General features: G+C 55.9%; 21 protein-coding genes and 1 pseudogene. 4 read left to right on the top strand and 18 right to left on the bottom strand.

What is annotated here, in order from left to right; genetic code table 11:
* Positions 1–32: 32 nt before the first annotated feature.
* Together H627_RS0107090 and H627_RS0107085 are read left to right on the top strand one after the other, a co-directional pair.
* Positions 33–1,835, top strand: a complete 1,803-nt coding sequence (locus H627_RS0107090) for an ABC transporter ATP-binding protein (RefSeq protein ID WP_027828387.1) — start codon at positions 33–35, stop codon at positions 1,833–1,835.
* Between the two features lie 105 nt (positions 1,836–1,940).
* Entirely contained in the window at positions 1,941–2,627 is a 687-nt protein-coding gene (locus tag H627_RS0107085) for a class I SAM-dependent methyltransferase (RefSeq protein ID WP_051225252.1), read from the top strand.
* Positions 2,628–2,678: 51 nt separating this feature from the next.
* Here H627_RS0107085 and H627_RS20465 read toward each other — a convergent pair whose 3' ends face one another.
* The 9 genes from H627_RS20465 to H627_RS0107040 form a co-directional block, all read right to left on the bottom strand.
* A complete protein-coding gene (locus H627_RS20465) occupies positions 2,679–2,996 on the bottom strand; it encodes a hypothetical protein (protein ID WP_027828385.1) in 318 nt (105 codons plus the stop codon).
* A 47-nt stretch (positions 2,997–3,043) separates the two neighbouring features.
* Positions 3,044–3,595 carry a histidine phosphatase family protein gene (locus H627_RS0107075; protein WP_027828384.1) on the bottom strand — a complete coding sequence of 184 codons (552 nt, stop codon included), beginning with the start codon at positions 3,593–3,595 and terminating at the stop codon, positions 3,044–3,046.
* A 12-nt stretch (positions 3,596–3,607) separates the two neighbouring features.
* Positions 3,608–4,105 (bottom strand): GNAT family N-acetyltransferase, encoded by a 498-nt coding sequence (locus H627_RS0107070; RefSeq protein WP_027828383.1) that lies wholly within the window; start codon positions 4,103–4,105, stop codon positions 3,608–3,610.
* Positions 4,105–4,662, bottom strand: coding sequence for a GNAT family N-acetyltransferase (locus H627_RS0107065; RefSeq protein WP_027828382.1), 558 nt, complete (start codon positions 4,660–4,662; stop codon positions 4,105–4,107). Before H627_RS0107065 ends, H627_RS0107070 begins: the two co-directional genes overlap by 1 nt.
* 125 nt (positions 4,663–4,787) lie before the next feature.
* The gene (locus tag H627_RS0107060) at positions 4,788–5,759 is read right to left on the bottom strand and encodes an aliphatic sulfonate ABC transporter substrate-binding protein (protein WP_027828381.1); all 972 of its coding nucleotides are present in this window, start codon (positions 5,757–5,759) and stop codon (positions 4,788–4,790) included.
* A complete protein-coding gene (locus H627_RS0107055) occupies positions 5,749–7,278 on the bottom strand; it encodes an AMP-binding protein (protein WP_027828380.1) in 1,530 nt (509 codons plus the stop codon). Before H627_RS0107055 ends, H627_RS0107060 begins: the two co-directional genes overlap by 11 nt.
* Complete coding sequence (locus H627_RS0107050) at positions 7,235–8,455, bottom strand: acyltransferase (RefSeq protein ID WP_027828379.1); 1,221 nt, start codon at positions 8,453–8,455, stop codon at positions 7,235–7,237. Before H627_RS0107050 ends, H627_RS0107055 begins: the two co-directional genes overlap by 44 nt.
* On the bottom strand, positions 8,452–9,144 hold the full coding sequence (locus tag H627_RS0107045; protein ID WP_027828378.1) for an ABC transporter ATP-binding protein: 693 nt from the start codon (positions 9,142–9,144) through the stop codon (positions 8,452–8,454). The genes H627_RS0107050 and H627_RS0107045 overlap by 4 nt, the downstream gene beginning before the upstream one ends.
* Positions 9,137–9,958, bottom strand: a complete 822-nt coding sequence (locus H627_RS0107040) for an ABC transporter permease subunit (RefSeq protein ID WP_027828377.1) — start codon at positions 9,956–9,958, stop codon at positions 9,137–9,139. The genes H627_RS0107045 and H627_RS0107040 overlap by 8 nt, the downstream gene beginning before the upstream one ends.
* Positions 9,959–10,189: 231 nt before the next feature.
* Here H627_RS0107040 and H627_RS0107035 point away from each other — a divergent pair, with 231 nt between their 5' ends.
* Positions 10,190–10,822: a sugar O-acetyltransferase gene (locus H627_RS0107035; RefSeq protein WP_027828376.1), complete on the top strand. Its 633-nt coding sequence runs from the start codon at positions 10,190–10,192 to the stop codon at positions 10,820–10,822.
* A gap of 87 nt (positions 10,823–10,909) precedes the next feature.
* A pseudogene (locus tag H627_RS17395) lies at positions 10,910–11,818 on the top strand (3-hydroxyacyl-CoA dehydrogenase).
* An 87-nt stretch (positions 11,819–11,905) separates the two neighbouring features.
* Here H627_RS17395 and H627_RS0107025 read toward each other — a convergent pair.
* From H627_RS0107025 to fabF, 9 genes are read right to left on the bottom strand one after another with little or no spacing between them, the layout of a single operon-like run.
* Complete coding sequence (locus H627_RS0107025) at positions 11,906–12,445, bottom strand: biotin transporter BioY (RefSeq protein WP_027828375.1); 540 nt, start codon at positions 12,443–12,445, stop codon at positions 11,906–11,908.
* A gap of 8 nt (positions 12,446–12,453) precedes the next feature.
* A complete protein-coding gene (locus tag H627_RS17390) occupies positions 12,454–13,230 on the bottom strand; it encodes a biotin--[acetyl-CoA-carboxylase] ligase (protein WP_051225251.1) in 777 nt (258 codons plus the stop codon).
* Positions 13,231–13,232: 2 nt separating this feature from the next.
* Positions 13,233–13,991, bottom strand: a complete 759-nt coding sequence (gene fabI, locus H627_RS0107015; RefSeq protein ID WP_027828374.1) for an enoyl-ACP reductase FabI — start codon at positions 13,989–13,991, stop codon at positions 13,233–13,235.
* Positions 13,992–14,008: 17 nt separating this feature from the next.
* Positions 14,009–14,788 carry a carboxyltransferase subunit alpha gene (gene accA / locus H627_RS0107010; protein ID WP_027828373.1) on the bottom strand — a complete coding sequence of 260 codons (780 nt, stop codon included), beginning with the start codon at positions 14,786–14,788 and terminating at the stop codon, positions 14,009–14,011.
* Positions 14,785–15,627 carry an acetyl-CoA carboxylase carboxyltransferase subunit beta gene (locus H627_RS0107005; RefSeq protein WP_027828372.1) on the bottom strand — a complete coding sequence of 281 codons (843 nt, stop codon included), beginning with the start codon at positions 15,625–15,627 and terminating at the stop codon, positions 14,785–14,787. The genes accA and H627_RS0107005 overlap by 4 nt, the downstream gene beginning before the upstream one ends.
* Positions 15,614–16,990 (bottom strand): acetyl-CoA carboxylase biotin carboxylase subunit, encoded by a 1,377-nt coding sequence (locus tag H627_RS17385; RefSeq protein WP_035440194.1) that lies wholly within the window; start codon positions 16,988–16,990, stop codon positions 15,614–15,616. Before H627_RS17385 ends, H627_RS0107005 begins: the two co-directional genes overlap by 14 nt.
* 5 nt (positions 16,991–16,995) lie before the next feature.
* A complete protein-coding gene (locus H627_RS0106995; RefSeq protein WP_027828371.1) occupies positions 16,996–17,421 on the bottom strand; it encodes a 3-hydroxyacyl-ACP dehydratase FabZ family protein in 426 nt (141 codons plus the stop codon).
* Positions 17,418–17,906, bottom strand: a complete 489-nt coding sequence (locus H627_RS0106990) for an acetyl-CoA carboxylase biotin carboxyl carrier protein (RefSeq protein ID WP_027828370.1) — start codon at positions 17,904–17,906, stop codon at positions 17,418–17,420. Before H627_RS0106990 ends, H627_RS0106995 begins: the two co-directional genes overlap by 4 nt.
* A 1-nt stretch (position 17,907) precedes the next feature.
* Positions 17,908–19,140, bottom strand: coding sequence for a beta-ketoacyl-ACP synthase II (fabF, locus tag H627_RS0106985; protein WP_027828369.1), 1,233 nt, complete (start codon positions 19,138–19,140; stop codon positions 17,908–17,910).
* Positions 19,141–19,194: the final 54 nt, after the last annotated feature.

Here is a 19,194-nt window from a genome sequence, read left to right as displayed (position 1 = left end):
GCTAAGGCTCTGCGAGAAAGAAGGAAACCACCATGATTGAAATCCACCGCAATGATTCAGTCGACGAGACGCCGGCAGAAGCGCCGACTCCCGGGTTCCACGTCACCATGAACAAACCCAAGACCCGGCACCTCAAACAATTGATCAAAACTAATGGACAAAGCCGTACCCTGCTGCGCTTTGGCGCGGTGGTCCTCGTTCTGAGTGTCCTTCTTTCCCTGATCAGCCCCCTGCTCATTCGCCGGCTGGTGGATCAATTCCGCCATGGTGTGGATTGGCGGCTGCTGATCGCCATTGGCGCGTTGATGATTGGCAGCACCGCCCTGGCCGCCTGGGGCAACTACCTATTCTCTGCCGCTGGTTTGGCCATCGTTAAGGAAACGCAAAATCAAACACTGGCCAAGATTCTGGCCAAACCAGTGGCCTTTTTCGACCAAACCCCCTCTGGTCAACTCACCAGCCGGCTGACTAATAACTTAGACCAAATTAAGAATTACTACACCGCCGGCTATCCCAGCCTGATCAGCGGTATCGTCACCATTATCGGGGCCGTGGGGATGCTGGTTTACATGAACGGTATTCTGACGCTGCTCTTAGTCGGCGCTCTGCTGATCATGTACGGCCTGCTCAGCGGCCTGGCCAATCAGCTCGGTGCGCCGATGGACGCCTTTCTGGATGAAGCTGGGCACTACACCGCCGGCATCACCGAGGCGTTTGCCAATATTCGGCTGATCAAGGCGAATACTGCTGAACATCAGATCACCGCCGCGAGCCAGGACCAAACCGCGGCCATGCGCCGGGAAGGTCTGCGGGTGGCCAAGGTGATGTCCCGGATGCAGCCGATCATGTCCACCATCTTACTGCTGATTCTCGGCGGCACCTTAGCCGTTGGCGGCTACTTTGTCAGCACCAACCGGATGACCAACGGCACCCTGATTTCTTTCCTCGTCTTAGTCATCCAGGTAGCCAACCCGATGCTCAACTTCAGCAGCTATTCAGCCAGTCAGAAAGAGGCGGACAGTGCCGCGAAGAATCTCCTGGCGCAATTAGCTGCGGCTGGCGAAGACGACTCGCCAAAAGAAACCAAATTGCTGACCACCCAGCTGCAGCACCAGCCGCTGGCGCTGCACCAAGTCTCCTTGGATTACGGGAACGGTCACGGAGTTCACAATCTCGATTTGACGTTGATTCCGAACCAGCTCTATGCCTTAGTTGGTCCCAGCGGTGCCGGCAAGTCCACTTTGATGGCGATGCTGGAACGCTTCTACACCCCTACCAGCGGGACACTGCAAGTAGGCGATACCCCAGCTGCCTGCTTTGCCCTCACCGCTTGGCGGCAGCACCTGGCCTATGTCCCCCAAACCAGCGAGGTGCTCAGCGGTACTTACCGGGCTTACTTGCAACTGGCGGCCCCGCAGGCCAGTGACGCCGACCTCAACCAGGCCCTGGCCGCCGTTCAGCTGACTGATTTCATCGCCTCGCTGCCCGCGGGCTTGGACAGTCAGATTGCCGAAGCCGGCACCAATATGTCCGGCGGGCAGAAGCAGCGGCTGACGATCGCCCAGGCGTTGCTGAAAAAGGCTGATATCTATCTTTTCGACGAGATCACTGCCAATTTGGATGCCGATTCTGAGGCCATCATTCGCGACCTCATCCGCCAATTGGCCGCCACCCACACCGTTCTGGCCGCCGCTCACCGGCTGTCCAGCATCCGTGATGCCGACCAGGTCATTGTCTTAGAAAATGGCCGAATCACCGGTCAAGGTACGCCTGCTGAGTTATTGACCCGCAACACGACCTATGCCCGCTTCGTCCAAGAACAAAGCCTGGCCTAACATGGTAAACTATAGGGGCAATGTATTCGGCTTCACGGGAGGGAAATTATCATCGCAAAATCAACGATTTATGACAATCCAGACTTTTTCGACGCCTATAGTCACATGGCGCGCTCCGAAGGCGGATTGAAAGCGGCCGGCGAATGGCAGACGCTGCGCAGCGTCCTACCGGATTTCACCGGCAAGACTGTGCTGGACCTCGGCTGCGGTTATGGTTGGCACTGCCGCTACGCCGCAGAACATGGGGCTAAACAGGTCTTGGGCATTGATGCCTCAGAAAAAATGATCGACCGGGCCAAGGACATGACCAAAGATGACCGGATCACGTACCAGGTCATGGACATGACGGCAATTGACCAGCTGCCGGACCACTATGACGTGATTCTCAGCTCGCTAGCCATCCATTATATTCAGGATTACGCTGGTCTGGTCGCGAAAATCTGGGATCGGCTGGCGACCCCAGGCACCTTCGTAATGTCCGTGGAGCACCCAATTTTCACCGCCCAGGGTAAGGAAGACTGGGTCACCGACGCTCAGGGTCAGCGGCTCTACTGGCCGGTGGACCGCTACTTCGATGAATCCAGCCGAGAAACTGATTTTCTGGGCCACACGGTTAAGAAATATCACCGAACGCTGACCACTTATCTGGAAACTCTGCTCCATCAAGGTTTCCGCTTAACTAACGTGGTCGAACCGCAACCGCCGGAAGCATTGCGCCATAACGAGGACATGGAAGACGAGTGGCGGCGGCCAATGATGCTGATCATTTCGGCCAGCAAGGACACCCAGTAATTAAAAAATGCCAGACACCGCCTGAAAATTCAGGATGTGCCCGGCATTTTTCTATTTGTCCTTCTTTTTCTTCTTTTTGTCCTTCTTGCCCTTTTTCTTCTTATCCTTGTCCTTGGCTTTATCTTTCTTCTTGCCCTTGGCCGCGGCTTTTTCCGCCGGTACCGGCGCCGCTTCCGCCGCCGTTCCGTCATCACCGCTTAAGAAAGTGGCCGGGGTCCGCGCCCGCAGGAAGAAATCAGCCTGGGCATCACCGTTCAAAGCACGCCGCTGGAGTTCGGCTCGGGCTGCGTTGGCTTGGACGACCCCGCTAAAGGAGCGGGGGTAGAGATAGGTATAGAGGACGCCGTTGGGTTCATCTTTAATTGCCATGGTTTCACCTGCCTTCTCGTTGCTCACCAATCCAATGTAGCACAGCCTTACCGGGTCGGCCAAGGGGTGATTCGCGGCGGCTGGCCGGCAGCCATGATCAATTGCAGAACAACCCCGTAATGGCCCTGAATCGTGTCAAAATAAGCCGCCCCCTGCCCCGCATTAACATATTCCACAATACTGCTCATCGCCATCCCATGGCTGCCGATGGCGAAGGTGCCCGCTTCCGGCAGGCCATTGAAAAACGAGAGGTAGCGCTGCTGAACGGCATGAATACTTTCGCCGCCGGGCTGCGTATAATCCAAGTCCTGCCATTGCTGCTTGGCATACGCTGAGAAATCCTTCAGCCAACCAGGCAGCTGGCGTTCTTGCAGCCGCATGTCCAGCTGAACCGCCAGATCATGGGCCGATGCCAGCGGCGCCACCGTGGTCCGAGCCCGGGTGAAGGGACTGGCATAGACGGCATCCAGCGTAACGTTTTGAAATAATGGTACCAAATCCAGGGCCTGCTGCTCACCAGCCGGTGTTAGCGGCCGCCGTACATCGTCATGAATGGTTGTATCCGGCTCCCCGTGCCGAATGAGATAAATTGTCCGCATATCCTAAGTCCCCTATTCCTTCGTATACGTAATTTCGTGGATGGTCCCAAATGGTGTATCTGTATCTTCTGCTGCCCCCACAGCATGGAAACCATGGTGCGCGTAGAATGTCCGGGCCGTCTGATTATTCGTTAAAACAATCAAATAAAGCTTGGTGTAGTCACTTTGCAACTGCTTAATCGCCGCCGTAAATAATTGTCCGCCGATGCCCTGACCTTCAAAGTCCGGATCAACGTAGAGCGAATAGATCTCGCCCCACCCTTGGCGTACCGGCTGGCGTCCCGGTCCGTAACTGCATACCCCAACGATCTGGCCGCCCGCCGTGATGGCGAGAAAAGTCCGCTGCCAGCGCTGCTGCGGGTGCCAGCTGGTCACCGATAGTTGGCCCAAAAAGCCCGCTGGCAAAAGATCGCGATATGCCGTCCGCCAGGTGCGCAGGTAAAGCGCCTGAACCGCCGCGAAATCGTCGTCAATGCGGGCTGGCCGTATTGTCACCGCATTCTTCGTCATCACTGGGCCTGCTTTCTGGACCATTCCGGCTGAAGCAGCGAGTACAAATTACCGTCTCGGTATTTTCCCCGAATATACTCCGCTGCGCGCAGCCTACCATCCAGGTGAAAACCGGCGTGCAGCGCCACCTGGTTGCTGGGTTCATTTTCTTTCAATACCACCACTTCCGCCTTGTGCAGATCATACTCTTGAAAGCCAATGGTCAGCATCGCTGCCAAGGCCCGGTGCATGATATTCTGCCCCCGGGCTGCGGGAGCTAGCCAATACCCAATATCCGCGCTATGCGTGGATGCATAAAAATGGTTATAGCCGATCATGCCTACAGCACGCCCATCCAGTCGAATGATCGTAGTCAGCGCATCACCGTTACCATACGCTTGCAGCATGGTAGTTAAAATGCGCTGTTCATCCGCGACAACTTTCAACCGCGGGACAAATCGCAGCCACTGGGCCAGATCTGCCCGGTTATCGTCGATCAGCGTAAATATTTCCTGCGCATCCGCCGCCGGCCGGGGCAGGGTCAGCGCCAGGTGGTCATCGATTGCGTATGAAAACATGCCATCACCTTTTTCAGAAAGAAATTAAAGCTTATCATACCACGTACGAAAAGCACCTGACAGACCAACCCCAAACAGTTGGTTTATCAGGTGCTGATTGGGTCTCCCGCGACGTTTCTGCTCCCTCAAGTCAGAAACGCCGATTTGACTGTCACTTTCGTCTTGATCACTCCTTCTGTATAAAGTAAATCCGCAATTGCTTGCTGTTCCTGGACGATACTGCTGGTATTCGTTAACGCCTGCATGGAGAAGGTGCGGCGATTCACGGTTTTTTCAACGATCGTCTTGGACAAGCCCAAGGTTTTGCTAAGCATAGTCACCAGCGCACTCTTGTGGTTTTGGGCCCAGGTCATATCATCACTAAGGCAACTGACCAGGTACTTGCTGACGGTAGTATGACTGGCGGCATAAGTTTGGGTCGAGATGAGGAAGTCCCGATTCTTGGTTAAGCCCGTCCCGTTCGTCAGCAGTACGGCATTGTTTTGCACCTGGGCAGTAGCGGTATAAGGATCCCAAGTGACCCAGGCATCCACCTGCCCCTTGGCGAAAGCCACACTCGCAGCACTTTGGCTCATGTCTACCAGAGCGACATCGCTAGTGGTTAAACCGGCCTTCTTCAAGGCCTTAATGATCAAACTTTGTGTTGCTGTGCCAGACGTATAGGCAATTTTCTTGCCTTTCAGTTGACTCAGCGTGGTAATTCCAGAATTCTTGCCGACCAGAATACCCGTACCATATTCCTTGGTAGCACCAGCGGCAATATAGGCGATCTGAGTGCCGGTCGCCTGGGCGGTGACCGGTGGTGTATCGCCAGCCCGGGCGTAGTCAATACTGCCGGCTTTCAGTGCCGTCATCAGCGCTGCACCGTTTTGGAATTCCTTGAAGACCACTTTGTAACCCTTGGCTTTCATTTTCTTGACCAATTCACCGCGTTGGCGGGAAATATCGACTGGATCACCCTTTTGGTAGCCAATCGTCACAGTGGTTAAAGAACTGCTGCTGTCGGCGTGAACTTGCCGGTAGCCATAGAAAGCGACAGACAACCAAGCCAGCAGGCCAATCAGCAAGAGGGCGAGACGGATTCGTTTATGCTTCATGGGCGATCCCGTTCCGGCTGAGCTCCTTCGTTAATTGCGGCCGCAATACTTTGCCGGTGGCATTCCGGGGGAGCGTGTCACGAAAGATGATCGTGGTGGGCCGCTCATATTTTGCCAAATGAGCATGGGCAAAATGGGCCAGTGTCTGGGTCTGTTCCTGTTCATGCTGCCCAGGTGTGGTGCTGACTACGACGGCAGTGACATTTTCCCCATACAGCGGGTCCGGCAGCCCGATCACAGCCACTTGGGCAACGAAATTCAACTCACTTAGGATATTTTCGACCTCGGCCGGAGCCACTTTTTCGCCCCCATGACTGATGATCTCCTTGGTCCGGCCTTGCACGTAAAGGTAGCCATCTTCGTCCAGATAGCCCAAATCACCGGTGCGAAACCAGCCGTTCCAGAAAGCATCTGGATTGTGGTCCAGATAGTCCGTGATTACGTGATCGCCGCGGACGATGATTTCACCGAGTACGCGGGGCTTCGTGGTCGGCTTCTGGTCCACTGGTAAAATCCGTAAGTCAGTGGCATAGGGCTTGCCGGCGGAGCCGACCTTCGGCGCATTAAACGGATTGACGGTGCACTGACTGACTGATTCCGTCATTCCATAGCCTTCGATCACTTGGGTATGGTAGCGCCGTTGGAAAGCGCGCAGTTTGTCTTCCGGCAAGGCAAAGGAGGAGCAGCGGACAAAGCGCAGGCGCAAGTCCGGGGAATAGGCGGCATTGGCGCCCGCATTCAACAACAAAATACTGATGATCGTCGGGACTACGGACGTCCAAGTGACGTGACTGTCCCTGACTTGCTGCCAGAATAAATGGGCACTGAACTTTGGGGCGATGACGATTTTGCCGCCGGACAGGCGGGTGGACAGGACCGAAATCAACTGGGCATTGACGTGAAACATCGGCATCACGATCAAAGTGGTATCCATTTCGCTCAACTGATGGCTGGCAATGTCGTGATTAGCGGCGTTCAGCATTTGGCGGTGAGTGACCCCCACCCGCTTAGGTTTGCCGGTGGTTCCGGAGGTTTGCAGGATCATGCCCAAGTCGTCTTCACCGGCGACCTGGGGCTTGACAGCCGCTTTATCTGTCGCCCATTCAGCTTTTGTGTACAGAAACAACGGTGCTTGGGTATGCAAGGCTACCGGAGTATCGGTCCATCCCGCTGGTAAAACCGCCAAATGATCCGGGTCCGCGATGAACGCCGGGTAGTGATATTCCGCGCGAATGGTCAGGATCTGCGGCCCTGGTGTAGTCGCCGAAATCGGCTGGACCACCGCCCCAAGTTCCCAAAGCGCCTGGTTGATCACCAGGTGCACGGCACTGTTGGGCAGGCAGACTAGAACCACATCACCATGACCGATGTCATGGGCAGTGAAGACATCCTTTAACCGGGCCACGTCCTCTTCTAATTCCCGGCCGGTGAACCATTCCGCCAGGCCTTCATCCCGCACGATGGGATATTGACGATTATTGATCAGTTGCAGAGACAGACGATCGGTGAGTGTGCTCATAGTGAAGAACTCCTTTCTTCCCAGCGTGCCAAGGTTGCGGCCGGCCAATCAGCCAGCCGAACGGTGGCACGCGATAACAGAACCAGGCAATGAGAAACGATAAACCAAGAACAAAAGCATACCCCAGGGGCAGCAGAAGCAGCAGTGCTGTGTCACTTAAATGCAGCTGGCCGAGGATCCCGCTGAGCAAGCTGACAGCGATGGTTTGGCAGAGATAAATGCCGAAAGATACCTTCGCGCCGTTTTGAATCAGCTGATCCAATCCGCGGTGCTGGGTCGTTTGCCGCCACTGGGCGTACCGCCGACCGAGCCAGAACACGGTCATGATCATCAAGCCGTCGTAGACAACCATGTATGGCTGGTGCGGTGATACCGCCGCGGTGTGATTCAAGCCCAGTACCAGCCGGTTGAAGGCGTACAAGCCAATCGTGCCGATTGATAGTGCAGCGGTTAGACTGGCAATGACCCTGATATGCTGATCAATAAAGTCAACGATTTGCTGATAATGCAACATCGTATAGGTACCAGCGATAAAGTAAAATTGATAGGTAACGACATTTACACCATAAGCTTTGAACCACCAAAGCCAATTGCTGGTGTTAATGGTGGGTAAACCATATTTAATAAAACTGACAATGGCCAATTGGGCCACGAAACTAATTAGGAGAATGCGCCCGTGATGGGCCGTTTTCTTGAATAACAGACGGAGCAGCGGAAACGCCAGATACAGCTGCATCGTCACCATGAGGTAATACAGATAGAATTGGTCACCATGAAGCAAGGCTGACAGGTAGGTGCTGCCAAATGCCGCCCAAGTAAAAGCACCCACACCCAGAGCGGTAGCCCCGACCAGCAAGATGGTATTCCATAAAACGTACGGAACAGTGACCGTTTTAAACCGTTTCAGATAAAACACCGGCCAATGAATGTCCTTTGAAAAATAGGCCAGCGCCAAGACCAGACCGGTCATGAACATGAAGCCCATGCGCGTGAAGTGGATCATCAGGTGGGTAGCCAGCAGCCCTAAACGTTGGCCGCTGGTACTGCTCATATTCGTTTGAAAGGCGGTGGTCGTATGATTGAGCAGGACGCCGCCGATGAAGATCACCCGCATCAGATCGACTTCATGGAGGTAGGGCCGGTGGCCTTTTTTGGCTGGTGCTGGCGTCTCGGTCATGCCCTCACCTGCTCATCCAAAATCACCCGTAACACATCTTCGCCGACTTTCGCCACGGTCGCTGCCTCTTGACCTTTGGCGCCAGCGGTTTGATAGACGTTCGTACCATCTTTGACAACAATGATCCAATCGGCCATCCGGGCTGCCTCTTGAACATCATGGGTAATGAGCAGCGATGATAGGTGCCGCTCCGCACAGATGCGCATGATCAGATCCTGCATTTTACGCCGAGTCAAAGCATCCAAGGCGCCCAGGGGTTCATCCAATAGCAGCAGCTGCGGCTTGGCCAGTAATGCCCGGGCTAAAGCGAGCCGCTGCCGCTGGCCGCCGGAGAGTTGGGCGGGGTACTGCTCAGCGGCTTCACTCAACCCGACCGCCGCCAATAGGTCCGTGACCCATTGTCCGTGCTGGCCGAAACCGACATTGTCCTGCACCGTGAGCCACGGCAGCAGCCGATCATCTTGGTACATCACCCGCATCACGGGGGCCGGATCTTGGTATGTCAAGCGGCCGCCCGTCGGCTTTTCTAACCCGGCGATCAGGCGCATAATTGTGCTCTTCCCGCCGCCGCTCATCCCGACCAGAGCAACCGCTTCGCCGGGGTACAGCTGCAGGCTTACGTCGTGAATCGCCATGCGATGGCCGTAGCGCTTCTCTAAATTCTGTAAAGTGACTAATGGCTCAGTCATTAATGGTCACCCCTTTCGTCCGCCAAGCGAGAAAAGTACTCTCCAATCCCTTGGCAATCAGGTCAGACAGCTTGCCCAGCAGCGCATAGAGTACGATACAGAGCAGGACGGTCTTCATATCCATGAATTCCTGCGCGTTGGTCGCCATATAGCCGATGCCGGAATTGGAAGACATGGTTTCAGCGACAATCAGCGTGGTCCACATGATCCCCAGTCCGTAGCGGACTCCCATCAGGATGGTCGGCAAGGCGCCGGGGAAAATAATCTTACTAAACAGCTGCCATTTCGATAGACCGTAACTGCGGCCCATCTCCAGCAATTCCGAATCGCTGTTGGCGATACCGTGATAAGTATTAATGTAAATCGGAAATAAAACGCCGATAGCAACTAGCGAAATCTTGGCCGTTTCACCAATGCCCAGCAGAATGATAACGACAGGAATCAGCGATAAATGAGGAATGTTGCGCAGCATTTGCAGCGGTGTATCCAGCAGTGCCCGGCTGCGCTTAGATAAGCCATTGAGCAGCCCGAGCAGGAAGCCGAGCCCGCCGCCAATGACGAAGCCCACCGTGGCCCGGTACAAGCTGATACTGATATTGGTCGGCAACGTACCCGCTTGCCACAGGTCTACTCCGTCTTGGAAAACCGCCCAGGGCGACGGGACCAAACTGCTGGTGATCAGGCCGCTGCTGACGCTGAGCTGCCACAGGGCGAGGAACGTGACCGGCAGCAGCCAGGGCAGCAATTGGGCCATTGGGAACCGCCAATGGCGGCGGGCCGTCTCTGGCGTGGTAATCGTGGTGACATTATCCATGCGATCCATCTCCTTGAAAGTGTGCGTCCCTCGTTCGCCAGGAGCGAACGCGACATCGGCGCCAGGTCTAACTAAGTGAATAGATCGAGCATAATCAGCCAACCTTAACCGGGGCTTAAAACTGGTCTAGGTCACTAACGTTTCAAACTTTGGTCATTGAATAGTCACAAACCGACTTGTGCTACACTGATGATACCGGATTCAAAGAAAGGCGGACCTGCCATGACCCAAATGTCTGAACAAGAAAAAATGCACTCTGGCGATTTATACCTGCCTAACGGCGACGCCATCATGCAAGAACAATTCAAAGCACTGGATAAACTGTACGACTTCAACCAAACCCGGCCGACAGAGATGGCCCGGCGGGCGGTCCTGCTCCACGATATGTTCGCGGAAATCGGCGATAATTGCTACATTGAACCGCCGCTGCACGCCAATTGGGCCGGCTATTTCGCCCATTTTGGCCATGATGTCTATGCCAACTTCAATTTGACTTTAGTGGACGACACCCGCATCGATGTGGGCAGCCACACCATGCTCGGCCCCAACGTCACCCTGGCCACAGCGGGCCACCCGATCCTGCCGGAATTGCGGGAAAAAGCCTACCAGTACAACATGCCGGTCAAGATCGGGGCCAACTGCTGGCTGGGGGCCGGGGTCATCGTCCTGCCTGGGGTGACGATCGGCGATAACTCGGTCATCGGGGCCGACAGTGTGGTCACCCACGATATCCCGGCTAACGTCATCGCCTTTGGCAACCCGTGTCAAGTACACCGCCCGATCAACCAGCATGACCGGGACTATTACTGGCGGGATAAGCAAATCAAGTGGGCCGAAATTACGCCGCTCAGCGGCCGTAAATAACCGTCTTTCTTGTATTGCCAATTACTGCACAAGAGTTATAATAGAGTTATGTAAGCGCTTTTAATCATTTAGAAAGTGGGTGTTTTCATGACTCTTAAAAAAATCATGGTGGCTGGCGGCGGGACGCTGGGCAGCCAAATTGCCTACCAGGCAGCCTTCCACGGCAAAGACGTCATTCTCTACGACATCAGTGATGAGGCCTTGATGCAGGCGCGGGAACGGATCGAAAAATTATCTCCGTCCTACTAATTCGACCTGCGGGCGACCCCGGAAATGACGGATCAGGCGGAGAGCCGGATCCAATTAACGAAAGACATGCCCGCCGCCGCGGCGGATGTGGACTTAGTGATCGAATCGATTCCAGAAGTGCCTAAAATCAAGAAGGCATTTTATCAGCAACTCGCCCCGTTATTGCCAGAAAAAGCCTTAATTGCGACCAACTCTTCCACGTTCCTGCCCTCCACGTTTGCGGCCGATACCGGCCGGCCGGATAAATACTTGGCCCTGCATTTTGCCAATACCATCTGGCTGCGCAATACCGTGGAAATTATGGGCCACCCGGGCACCGACATGGGTGTCGTCAATGCCCTCTTCGATTTCAGCCGGGAAATCGGCATGATTCCGGTGATTCTGCACAAGGAACAGCCGGGATACATTTTGAACTCGCTGCTGGTGCCTTTCCTGAACGCAGCGTATAAACTCTGGGGAACCGACGTAGCCGATGCCCACACCATTGATCGCGTTTGGATGCTGGCTACCGGTGCTCCCCGCGGGCCATTTGCGGTCATCGATGTTGTTGGACTGCGGACCTCATACGAAATCTTCTCCCAACAAACCGATCCCGTATCCATCGCTGTAGCGGCGAAGATCAAGGACCGAATCAACCGCGGGTATCTGGGGATGGAAAGCGGCCAGGGCTTCTATCACTACCCGAATCCCGAATATATGCAATCCGGCTTTTTAACCGGCGAAGGCAGAACCACAACGTTAGCCTAATGCAAAAAAAGAGAACTGACCGAAAAATCGGCAGTTCTCTTTTTATCAGAGGGTTTTGACGACCAGAAATGGCCGCCGAAACCCGTTTTAGTCGTGCACCGGTAACGCGTGCTGGACGCGTTCGGCTACCAAAGTGGCCAACACAGTCTTGAGTGTGTCGCCAGGAATGAAAATCAGACTGGCCATCAAGGCACTGGTCAACGGCATGTGCAGGCCAATGCTGAGCCACAGAGCACCCAAGCCATCCACCAGCACGGCACCACTCAGCCAGAGCAGAATCCCCCGCTGCCAAAGCCCGTGATGCGTGCCCAACAGTCGGTCGCCCAGACCATAAATTGCTGGTGCCAACAGCCACCCCCATAGGAAGCCGCCGCTGGGCCCATAGAAAACGGCGATACCAGCACTGCGGCTGGACAGCACGGGCAATCCAACCAAGACGAGCAAGAAGAACAGGGCGACTACGATCGTGCCCCGCTTAGGGCCTAACAGCGCCGCCGCCAAGAGTACGCCCAAATTCTGCAAGACGATCGGCACGGGTAGAAATCCCACCGGTAACGGCGGAATGAAGCCTAATGCGATCAATAATGCAATAAACAGACTGATAATAGCAATATCCTTATGTTTCACGTGGAATGTCACCCCTTATAATCATTTGCCGGCAGTGTGACCTTGGTCACTTCACCAGCCGTCAGTACATGCTGCTGACCGTCAGCAGCAGTCACCACCAATGCCCCGGCAGTATTGATTGCTGTGGCGGTGCCAGCGAGAACAGTTTCGCCAACTTGGACGGTCACAGGTCGGCCCAACATGGGGGCCAGTGCCCGATAAGCGGGCAAGAACATGCCCGTGTGATAATCCGGTAACAGTGCCTGCAGGGCATCCAGCAGACCCGCAATCACAATGTTGCGGTCCACGGGCTGCTCGGTCACCGCCCCCGCCTTGGTCTGAATCGCCGCCGGAAACTGCGGCGTGAATAAGTTCAACCCAATCCCGATGACGACGGCCTGGTGCGTTTGTTCCACCAAAATACCGCCGCATTTTTTATTATCCACCAGAATGTCGTTCACCCATTTCACGTGAAACAAGGCCGCTGGAAAGAAGCACTGCAACACCGTGACGACAGCGACTGCTGTACCGGTGGTAAGCAGTCCTGGCGCCAGCGGCGTCACCGTCGCAGCAGGCACTAGCAAACTCAGGTATACGCCAGTAGCCGGCGGTGAATAAAAAGTGCGGCCGCGTTTGCCGTACCCGGCCGTTTGTTCTTCAGCCAAAAATGCTTGCGCTGTCGTGACGGCATGGCTGGCAGCGTACGTCTTGGCATACCCATTCGTAGACGGTATTTTCCGGAATACTGTAAGCGGCAGTCGGGGGCCGGCTTGCCAGGCCGCGATGGCGGTCGAATCTAAGGACATCCTCAGCTGAGATGCACACCCTTATCGACATAGATCACATCGCCGGTCACGCCGGTGGCCAAATCGGACATCAAGAATGCCGCTACGTTGCCGATTTCTGCCGTCGTCACGCTCTCGCCGTCCACAGTCCGTTCCTGGGATAGCTTCAACAGTTCGCCATGATGTTTGATCCCCGTCACGGCCAGCGTCTTCACGGCCCCCGCCGAAATAGCATTCACCCGAATGTGCTGTTCGCCCAATTCGGCAGCTAAGTACCGCATGCTGCTTTCCAGCGCCGCTTTGGCCACGCCCATCATGTTGTAATTGGGAATCGCCCGTTCAGAACCAAAGTAGGTCAATGTCACCAAACCAGCCGGATCATTCAGGATCGTCTGGGCATAGCGGGCCACGGCAATAAAGGAATACGCACTGACATTTTGGGCCAAATCATAGCCGTCTTTAGTCGTGTGCACCAAACCGTTTTGCAAGGTCTCTCGATCGGCATAGGCAATGGCGTGCAGCACGCCATCCACTTTGCCGAACCGTTCGCCGATTTCTTGGAAGGCTGCTTCAATGTTTTGATCATCGGCCACGTCGCACTCGATCAGCGGGTAGTCATCAGGGACAAACCGGGCCAAACTCTTTTTGATGCGGTCATTTTGGTATGTCAAAATCACAGTCGCCCCTTGGTCGTGCATCGCTTGGGTACAGCCCCAGGCGATACTGCGCGGGTTAGCCACCCCCATGACGACGATCTGTTTACCAGTCAATAATCCTGCCATTAATTTTTGCCTACTTTCTAGAATTTTCGATAACGGGCTTGGCGCCGAGCCAGTAATTCGGCGGTGGGCAAAGCCATCAGGGCGGTGAACCGGGCATGCAGGGCAGTCGCTAAATCCTTGGCCTGCGCGGCATTGGTCACTTCGGTGATCACCCGGTCCACAATGTGTTCTGCTAAAAGTTCTTTAGGCGTGAGGCCTAATTTCACGGCGGCCTCGGGGGCCCGAGTCGCGTCCTTCCACATGATGCTGGCGTACCCTTCCGGGGAAAGGATCGAGTATGTGCTGTGTTCAAACATCCAAATATCATCGCCGCAGGCCAAGGCCAACGCTCCGCCGCTGCCAGCCTCACCAACAATCACGCTGAGAATCGGGGTGGGCAGCTGCATGCCTTCTAAAAGACAGCGGGCAATCGCCTCGCCTTGGCCGAAGTCCTCCGAATGCTTGTCGGGAAAGGCGCCTGGCGTATTGATCAAGGCCAGGACCGGCCGGTGAAATTTGGCCGCTTCCTTCATCAGCCGCAGTGATTTGCGGTAGCCCTCTGGCAAAGCACTGCCAAAGTGGCGTTCGATATTTTCCTGAGTCGTGCGGCCCTTCTGAATCCCAACCACTGTGATCGGCAAATCAGCCAATTGACCGATCCCGCCAATCACAGCTGGATCGTCCCCACCGGCGCGATCGCCATGCAAGGGGAAGAAATCCGCGATGAGATCATCGATCAGGGTCTGGATTTGAATTTTAGCCGTCGAGCGGGCCGCTTGAACTGCTGCATATGCCTCGTGCTGCTGATTAGTCGTCATACCGCTGCCTCCTGGGGCTGGTGCCAGCGCAGCAAGCGCGCCAGCACGTCCTTTTGCTGATCCCGAGGGACGATGGCGTCGATGAAGCCATGCTGTAATACCGTCTCCGCCCGCTGAAAGTCATTGGGCAAGGATTCGTGAATCGTCTGCTCAATCACCCGCCGGCCGGCAAAGCCGACCAGGGCATGCGGCTCGGCCAGAATGATGTCCCCTTGCATGGCAAAGGACGCCGTTACTCCGCCGGTAGTGGGATCGCATAACACGGTGATGTACAACAAGCCCGCCGCACTGTGCGCCGCAACCGCCGCTGAGACTTTCGCCATTTGCATTAGGGACATGATACCCTCTTGCATCCGGGCTCCGCCGGACGTGGTGAAGAGGACCACTGGTGCTTTGGCTGCGGTGGCTTCTTCAAACAGCCGGGTGATTTTCTCTCCCGTGGCGCTGCCCAATGAGCCCATGATGAAGAACGGATCCATGATGCCCGCCGCGAAATGCTGGTCGCTGATCGTCGCCCAACCGGTCAAGACACTTTCCTTGAGCTTGGTTTTCTTCTTGGCCTGAGCAATTTTCTCCCGGTAAGCCGGATCGGTATACCGGTCCGGCACCGTGATGTCTTTGTGGGTCTCTGCGAAGCGGTCAAACAGTAATTTGGCCCGCTTCCGCGCCGTGATCCGCAGGGCGTAGCCGCAATTCGGACAGATCATAAAGCGGCCCGCCTGAAACCGGAAAAACGTCTTGCCGCAAACCGGGCAGCGTTGGGTCAACCGGTCCGGAATTGCGCTCCGGCGCTTGGCCAACTCCGCCGGGGTGGGCGGTGTGAACTTAGGCTGTAACATCCGCAGTCTCCTCCCAACGCGGTAAGAACGCCGTCGTAATGAAATCGGTGGTGCCGGTGCCCGCCTGGAATTCCGGCGTCGCCAGCAGGGCTAATAAGAAATCTCGGTTGCTGGCAATGCCGATCAGCTGGCATTCCCCCAGCACCCGCTGCATCTTGGTGATCACCGTGGCCCGATCCTGGCCATGGACGATCAGTTTGGCAATCATTGCGTCGTAATAAGGCGGCACCACGCTGCCGGTGGTCACGCCGGTATCGATCCGCACGCCTAGTGTACCGGTGGGCAGATACAGCTTATGCAGTGTGCCCGGGGACGGCCGAAAACCGTGACGCGGGTCTTCCGCGTTGATGCGGCACTCCAAAGCATACCCTTTGACGGCGGCGTCCGCTTGGGTGAACGGCAAGGCCTCGCCAGCCGCCACCCGAACCATCGCTTTAATCAGTTCCAACCCGGTGACTTCTTCCGACACAGTATGTTCCACCTGCAAGCGGGTATTCATTTCCAGAAAATAGAAGTGGTGGCTGGCATCCATCAGGAATTCAAATGTGCCGGTGTTGGTATAGCCGATTTTTTGACAGGCCCGGACTACGATGGCCCCCAGCTTAGCGCGTTCCGCCGGCGTGATTTCCCGGCAGGGACTTTCTTCCATCACTTTCTGGTGGTGGCGCTGGAGCGAGCAGTCCCGTTCTGGTAAGTAAACCACGTGCCCCTGGGTGTCAGCCATTACCTGCATCTCAATGTGCTTGGCATGGGTGATCAGCTTTTCAATATAAAGCCGATCATCGCCATAGTTCAGGCGGGCTTCTCGCTGGGTTTCACGAAAGGCGGCCGGCAGTTCAGCGGCACTTTGCACTGTGCGGATACCTTTACCGCCACCACCCTCGGCTGCCTTCAACAAAATCGGATAGCCGATATGCTGCGCCACTTGGACCGCGGTCGCCACATCGGCCAACGTCCCTTCGGAACCGGGAATCACCGGTACGCCGCTGGTCTTCATCGTTTCCCGGGCATTGGCCTTGTCCCCCATCCGGTCGATGACCGTGGGCGACGGGCCAATGAAGGTCATATGGCATTCAGCGCATAACCGGGCAAACTCTGCGTTTTCTGACAAAAAGCCGTACCCCGGGTGGATGGCCTCGCACCCAGTGAGATTGGCAGCACTGAGGATCTGGGACATGTTCAAATAGGAATCCGCGGGCTGCGGACCGCCGATACAGATGGCTTCATCTGCCAACTGAACAAATAAGGCATCCTTATCTGCACTGGAATAGATGGCGACGGCCTGCACCCCCAATTCGTGGAGGGCGCGAATGATCTGTACGGCAATCTCACCGCGGTTGGCCACCAGTACCTTCTTAAACATCCCGGTCATTCCTTTCCTGTAATCGCTAAAATCAACTGGGCGTCAACAACCACTTCACCAGCTCGAATAATCTGGCCATGACCTAGGCCAAAGGGCTTTTTGATCTTTTCCAATACAACATGCAAAGTCAGGACATCTCCCGGCCGCACGCTGTCATTGAATTGGGCGTCGCGAATACCGCCGAACAAAACGTCATCCCCGGCAAATTGCGGCAGACAGAGCACGGCGGCAACGCCGGTCTGGGCCAGTGCCTCAATCAGTAACGGCCGGGGCATCGTCAAGTGGTTTGCCGGGCGGCCGGCGAAGAACCACTCATTGATCGTAATCAATTTTCGGGCGGTGGCCGCCTGACCGGGCTGCACGTCCGTGAATGTATCGATCAGTTGAAATGGGTAACGCTGGGGAATCACATCTTGCACATTCGGTATCATTCAGCCGCGTCCTCCTTGATGGTCACGACTGGTTCGTCGTACTCCACCATTGTGCCGTCATCAATCAGCCGCTTGACCAGCGTTCCGCTGACCGGACTGGGCACTTCGTTGATCATTTTCATCGCTTCGATGACAAAAATTGTTTCGCCCTTATCAACATGATCGCCGATTTGCTTGAATGGCGGCTTATCCGGAGCGGCCGCAAAGTAAGCCACCCCCACCAGGGGCGCCGGGACCGGGGTGCCCGCGTCCGGCTGGGGCGCGGGCACGGCCGCCGGTTGAGCCGATGTGCTGGTACTCGTACTGGCCGGGGCTGCAGGAGCCGGTGCGGCATCGCTGACCACTGGTACACTTTCCTGGACCACAGTGGCCGCTTGAGCGCGCTTCGAAAAGGCCAAGTGCAGATCACCCTGGGTCATTTCAAACTCTTGCAGGCTGGACGCATCGAATTTCTCCAATAAGCGTTCAATATCCTTCTCTTCCAAACTACTCACTCGCTTCCTTGAAGGCGATGACGGCGTTATGGCCGCCAAAACCGAAAGAGTTGCTGATGGTGTAGTGGACCGGGCGGTGATTATTTGTCTCGTCGACCAGTGTCACCGGGCATTCGGGATCCTGCTCATGGACGCCGATGTTCATTGGCAATTGCTGGCGCTGAATCGCACCAACACAGGCGACGGCCTCAATAGCCCCGGCTGCGCCCAACAGGTGGCCAGTCATGCCCTTGGTGCTGGAGACCAAAACATTGCTGTCTGCGCCAAAGACCCGGTTGATCGCCTGCGCTTCTGCACTATCGTTGGCTTGAGTCGCGGTGCCATGGGCATTGACGTAATCCACGTCAGCCGGGGTAATCCCCGCTTCGGCGATGGCCTGAGCCATGGCCCGCTGGGCGCCCTTCCCGGTGGGATCCGGCGCGGTCATATGATACGCATCGGACGTTGTCCCGTAGCCGACTACTTCCGCCAGGATCTTGGCGCCGCGGGCTTGGGCATGATCCAGAGTCTCCAAAACCAGCGCGGCCGCGCCTTCGCCCAGCACGAACCCGTTGCGCTTGGCATCAAAGGGTAAGGAAGCCTGGTCCGCTTCTGTCGCCCGGGACAGGGCCGTCAGTGACGCGAAGCCGGCGATACCGATCTCGTTCACAGACGCTTCCGATCCACCGGTGATGATCACGTCCGCTTTGCCGGCTTTGAGATACTCGTAGGCATTGCCGATGGCGTTGGTCGCCGACGCACAGGCCGTCACGATGGCCTGGCTCGTATTTTGGGCATCGAATTCAATCCCCAGATTGCCGGCGGCCATGTTAATGATGGAATTGGGCACAAACAGCGGTGATACCCGCCGCGGACCCTTGTCGTGCATCTTGATCACTTGATCTTGAATGGTAGTCAACCCGCCAATGCCGGAGCCCCAGATGACACCGAGCTGTTCCGGATCAACGCTGTCCGCGGCCAACCCAGCCATTGCCATCGCTTCATGGGCACTGTACAGGGCATAGACAGAAAAGAGATCGTTGCGCTTGGCGGTTTTACGGTCCACCCGTTTGGTGGCGTCGAAGTCTTTGACTTCGCCAGCCATAGTGATCCCAGTTTCGCTGGCATCGAATTTCGTAATCGGGGCAATGCCGATCTGGCCTGCCATGAGATGATCTAAGAACGTAGGGACATCATTCCCCACGGGGGTGACAGCCCCCATCCCGGTAACAACGACACGTTGCATCAGATTTTCACTGGTCCTTTCTTTCACTGGAAGATGGTGCTCTGGTACGCCGTG

This window comes from Schleiferilactobacillus harbinensis DSM 16991 (assembly GCF_000425885.1).
In the GTDB taxonomy this organism is placed as follows: Bacteria; Bacillota; Bacilli; order Lactobacillales; family Lactobacillaceae; genus Schleiferilactobacillus; species Schleiferilactobacillus harbinensis.
The sequence above is the reverse complement of the archived record's forward strand: the minus strand, read 5'-3'. Positions and strand labels throughout refer to the sequence as shown.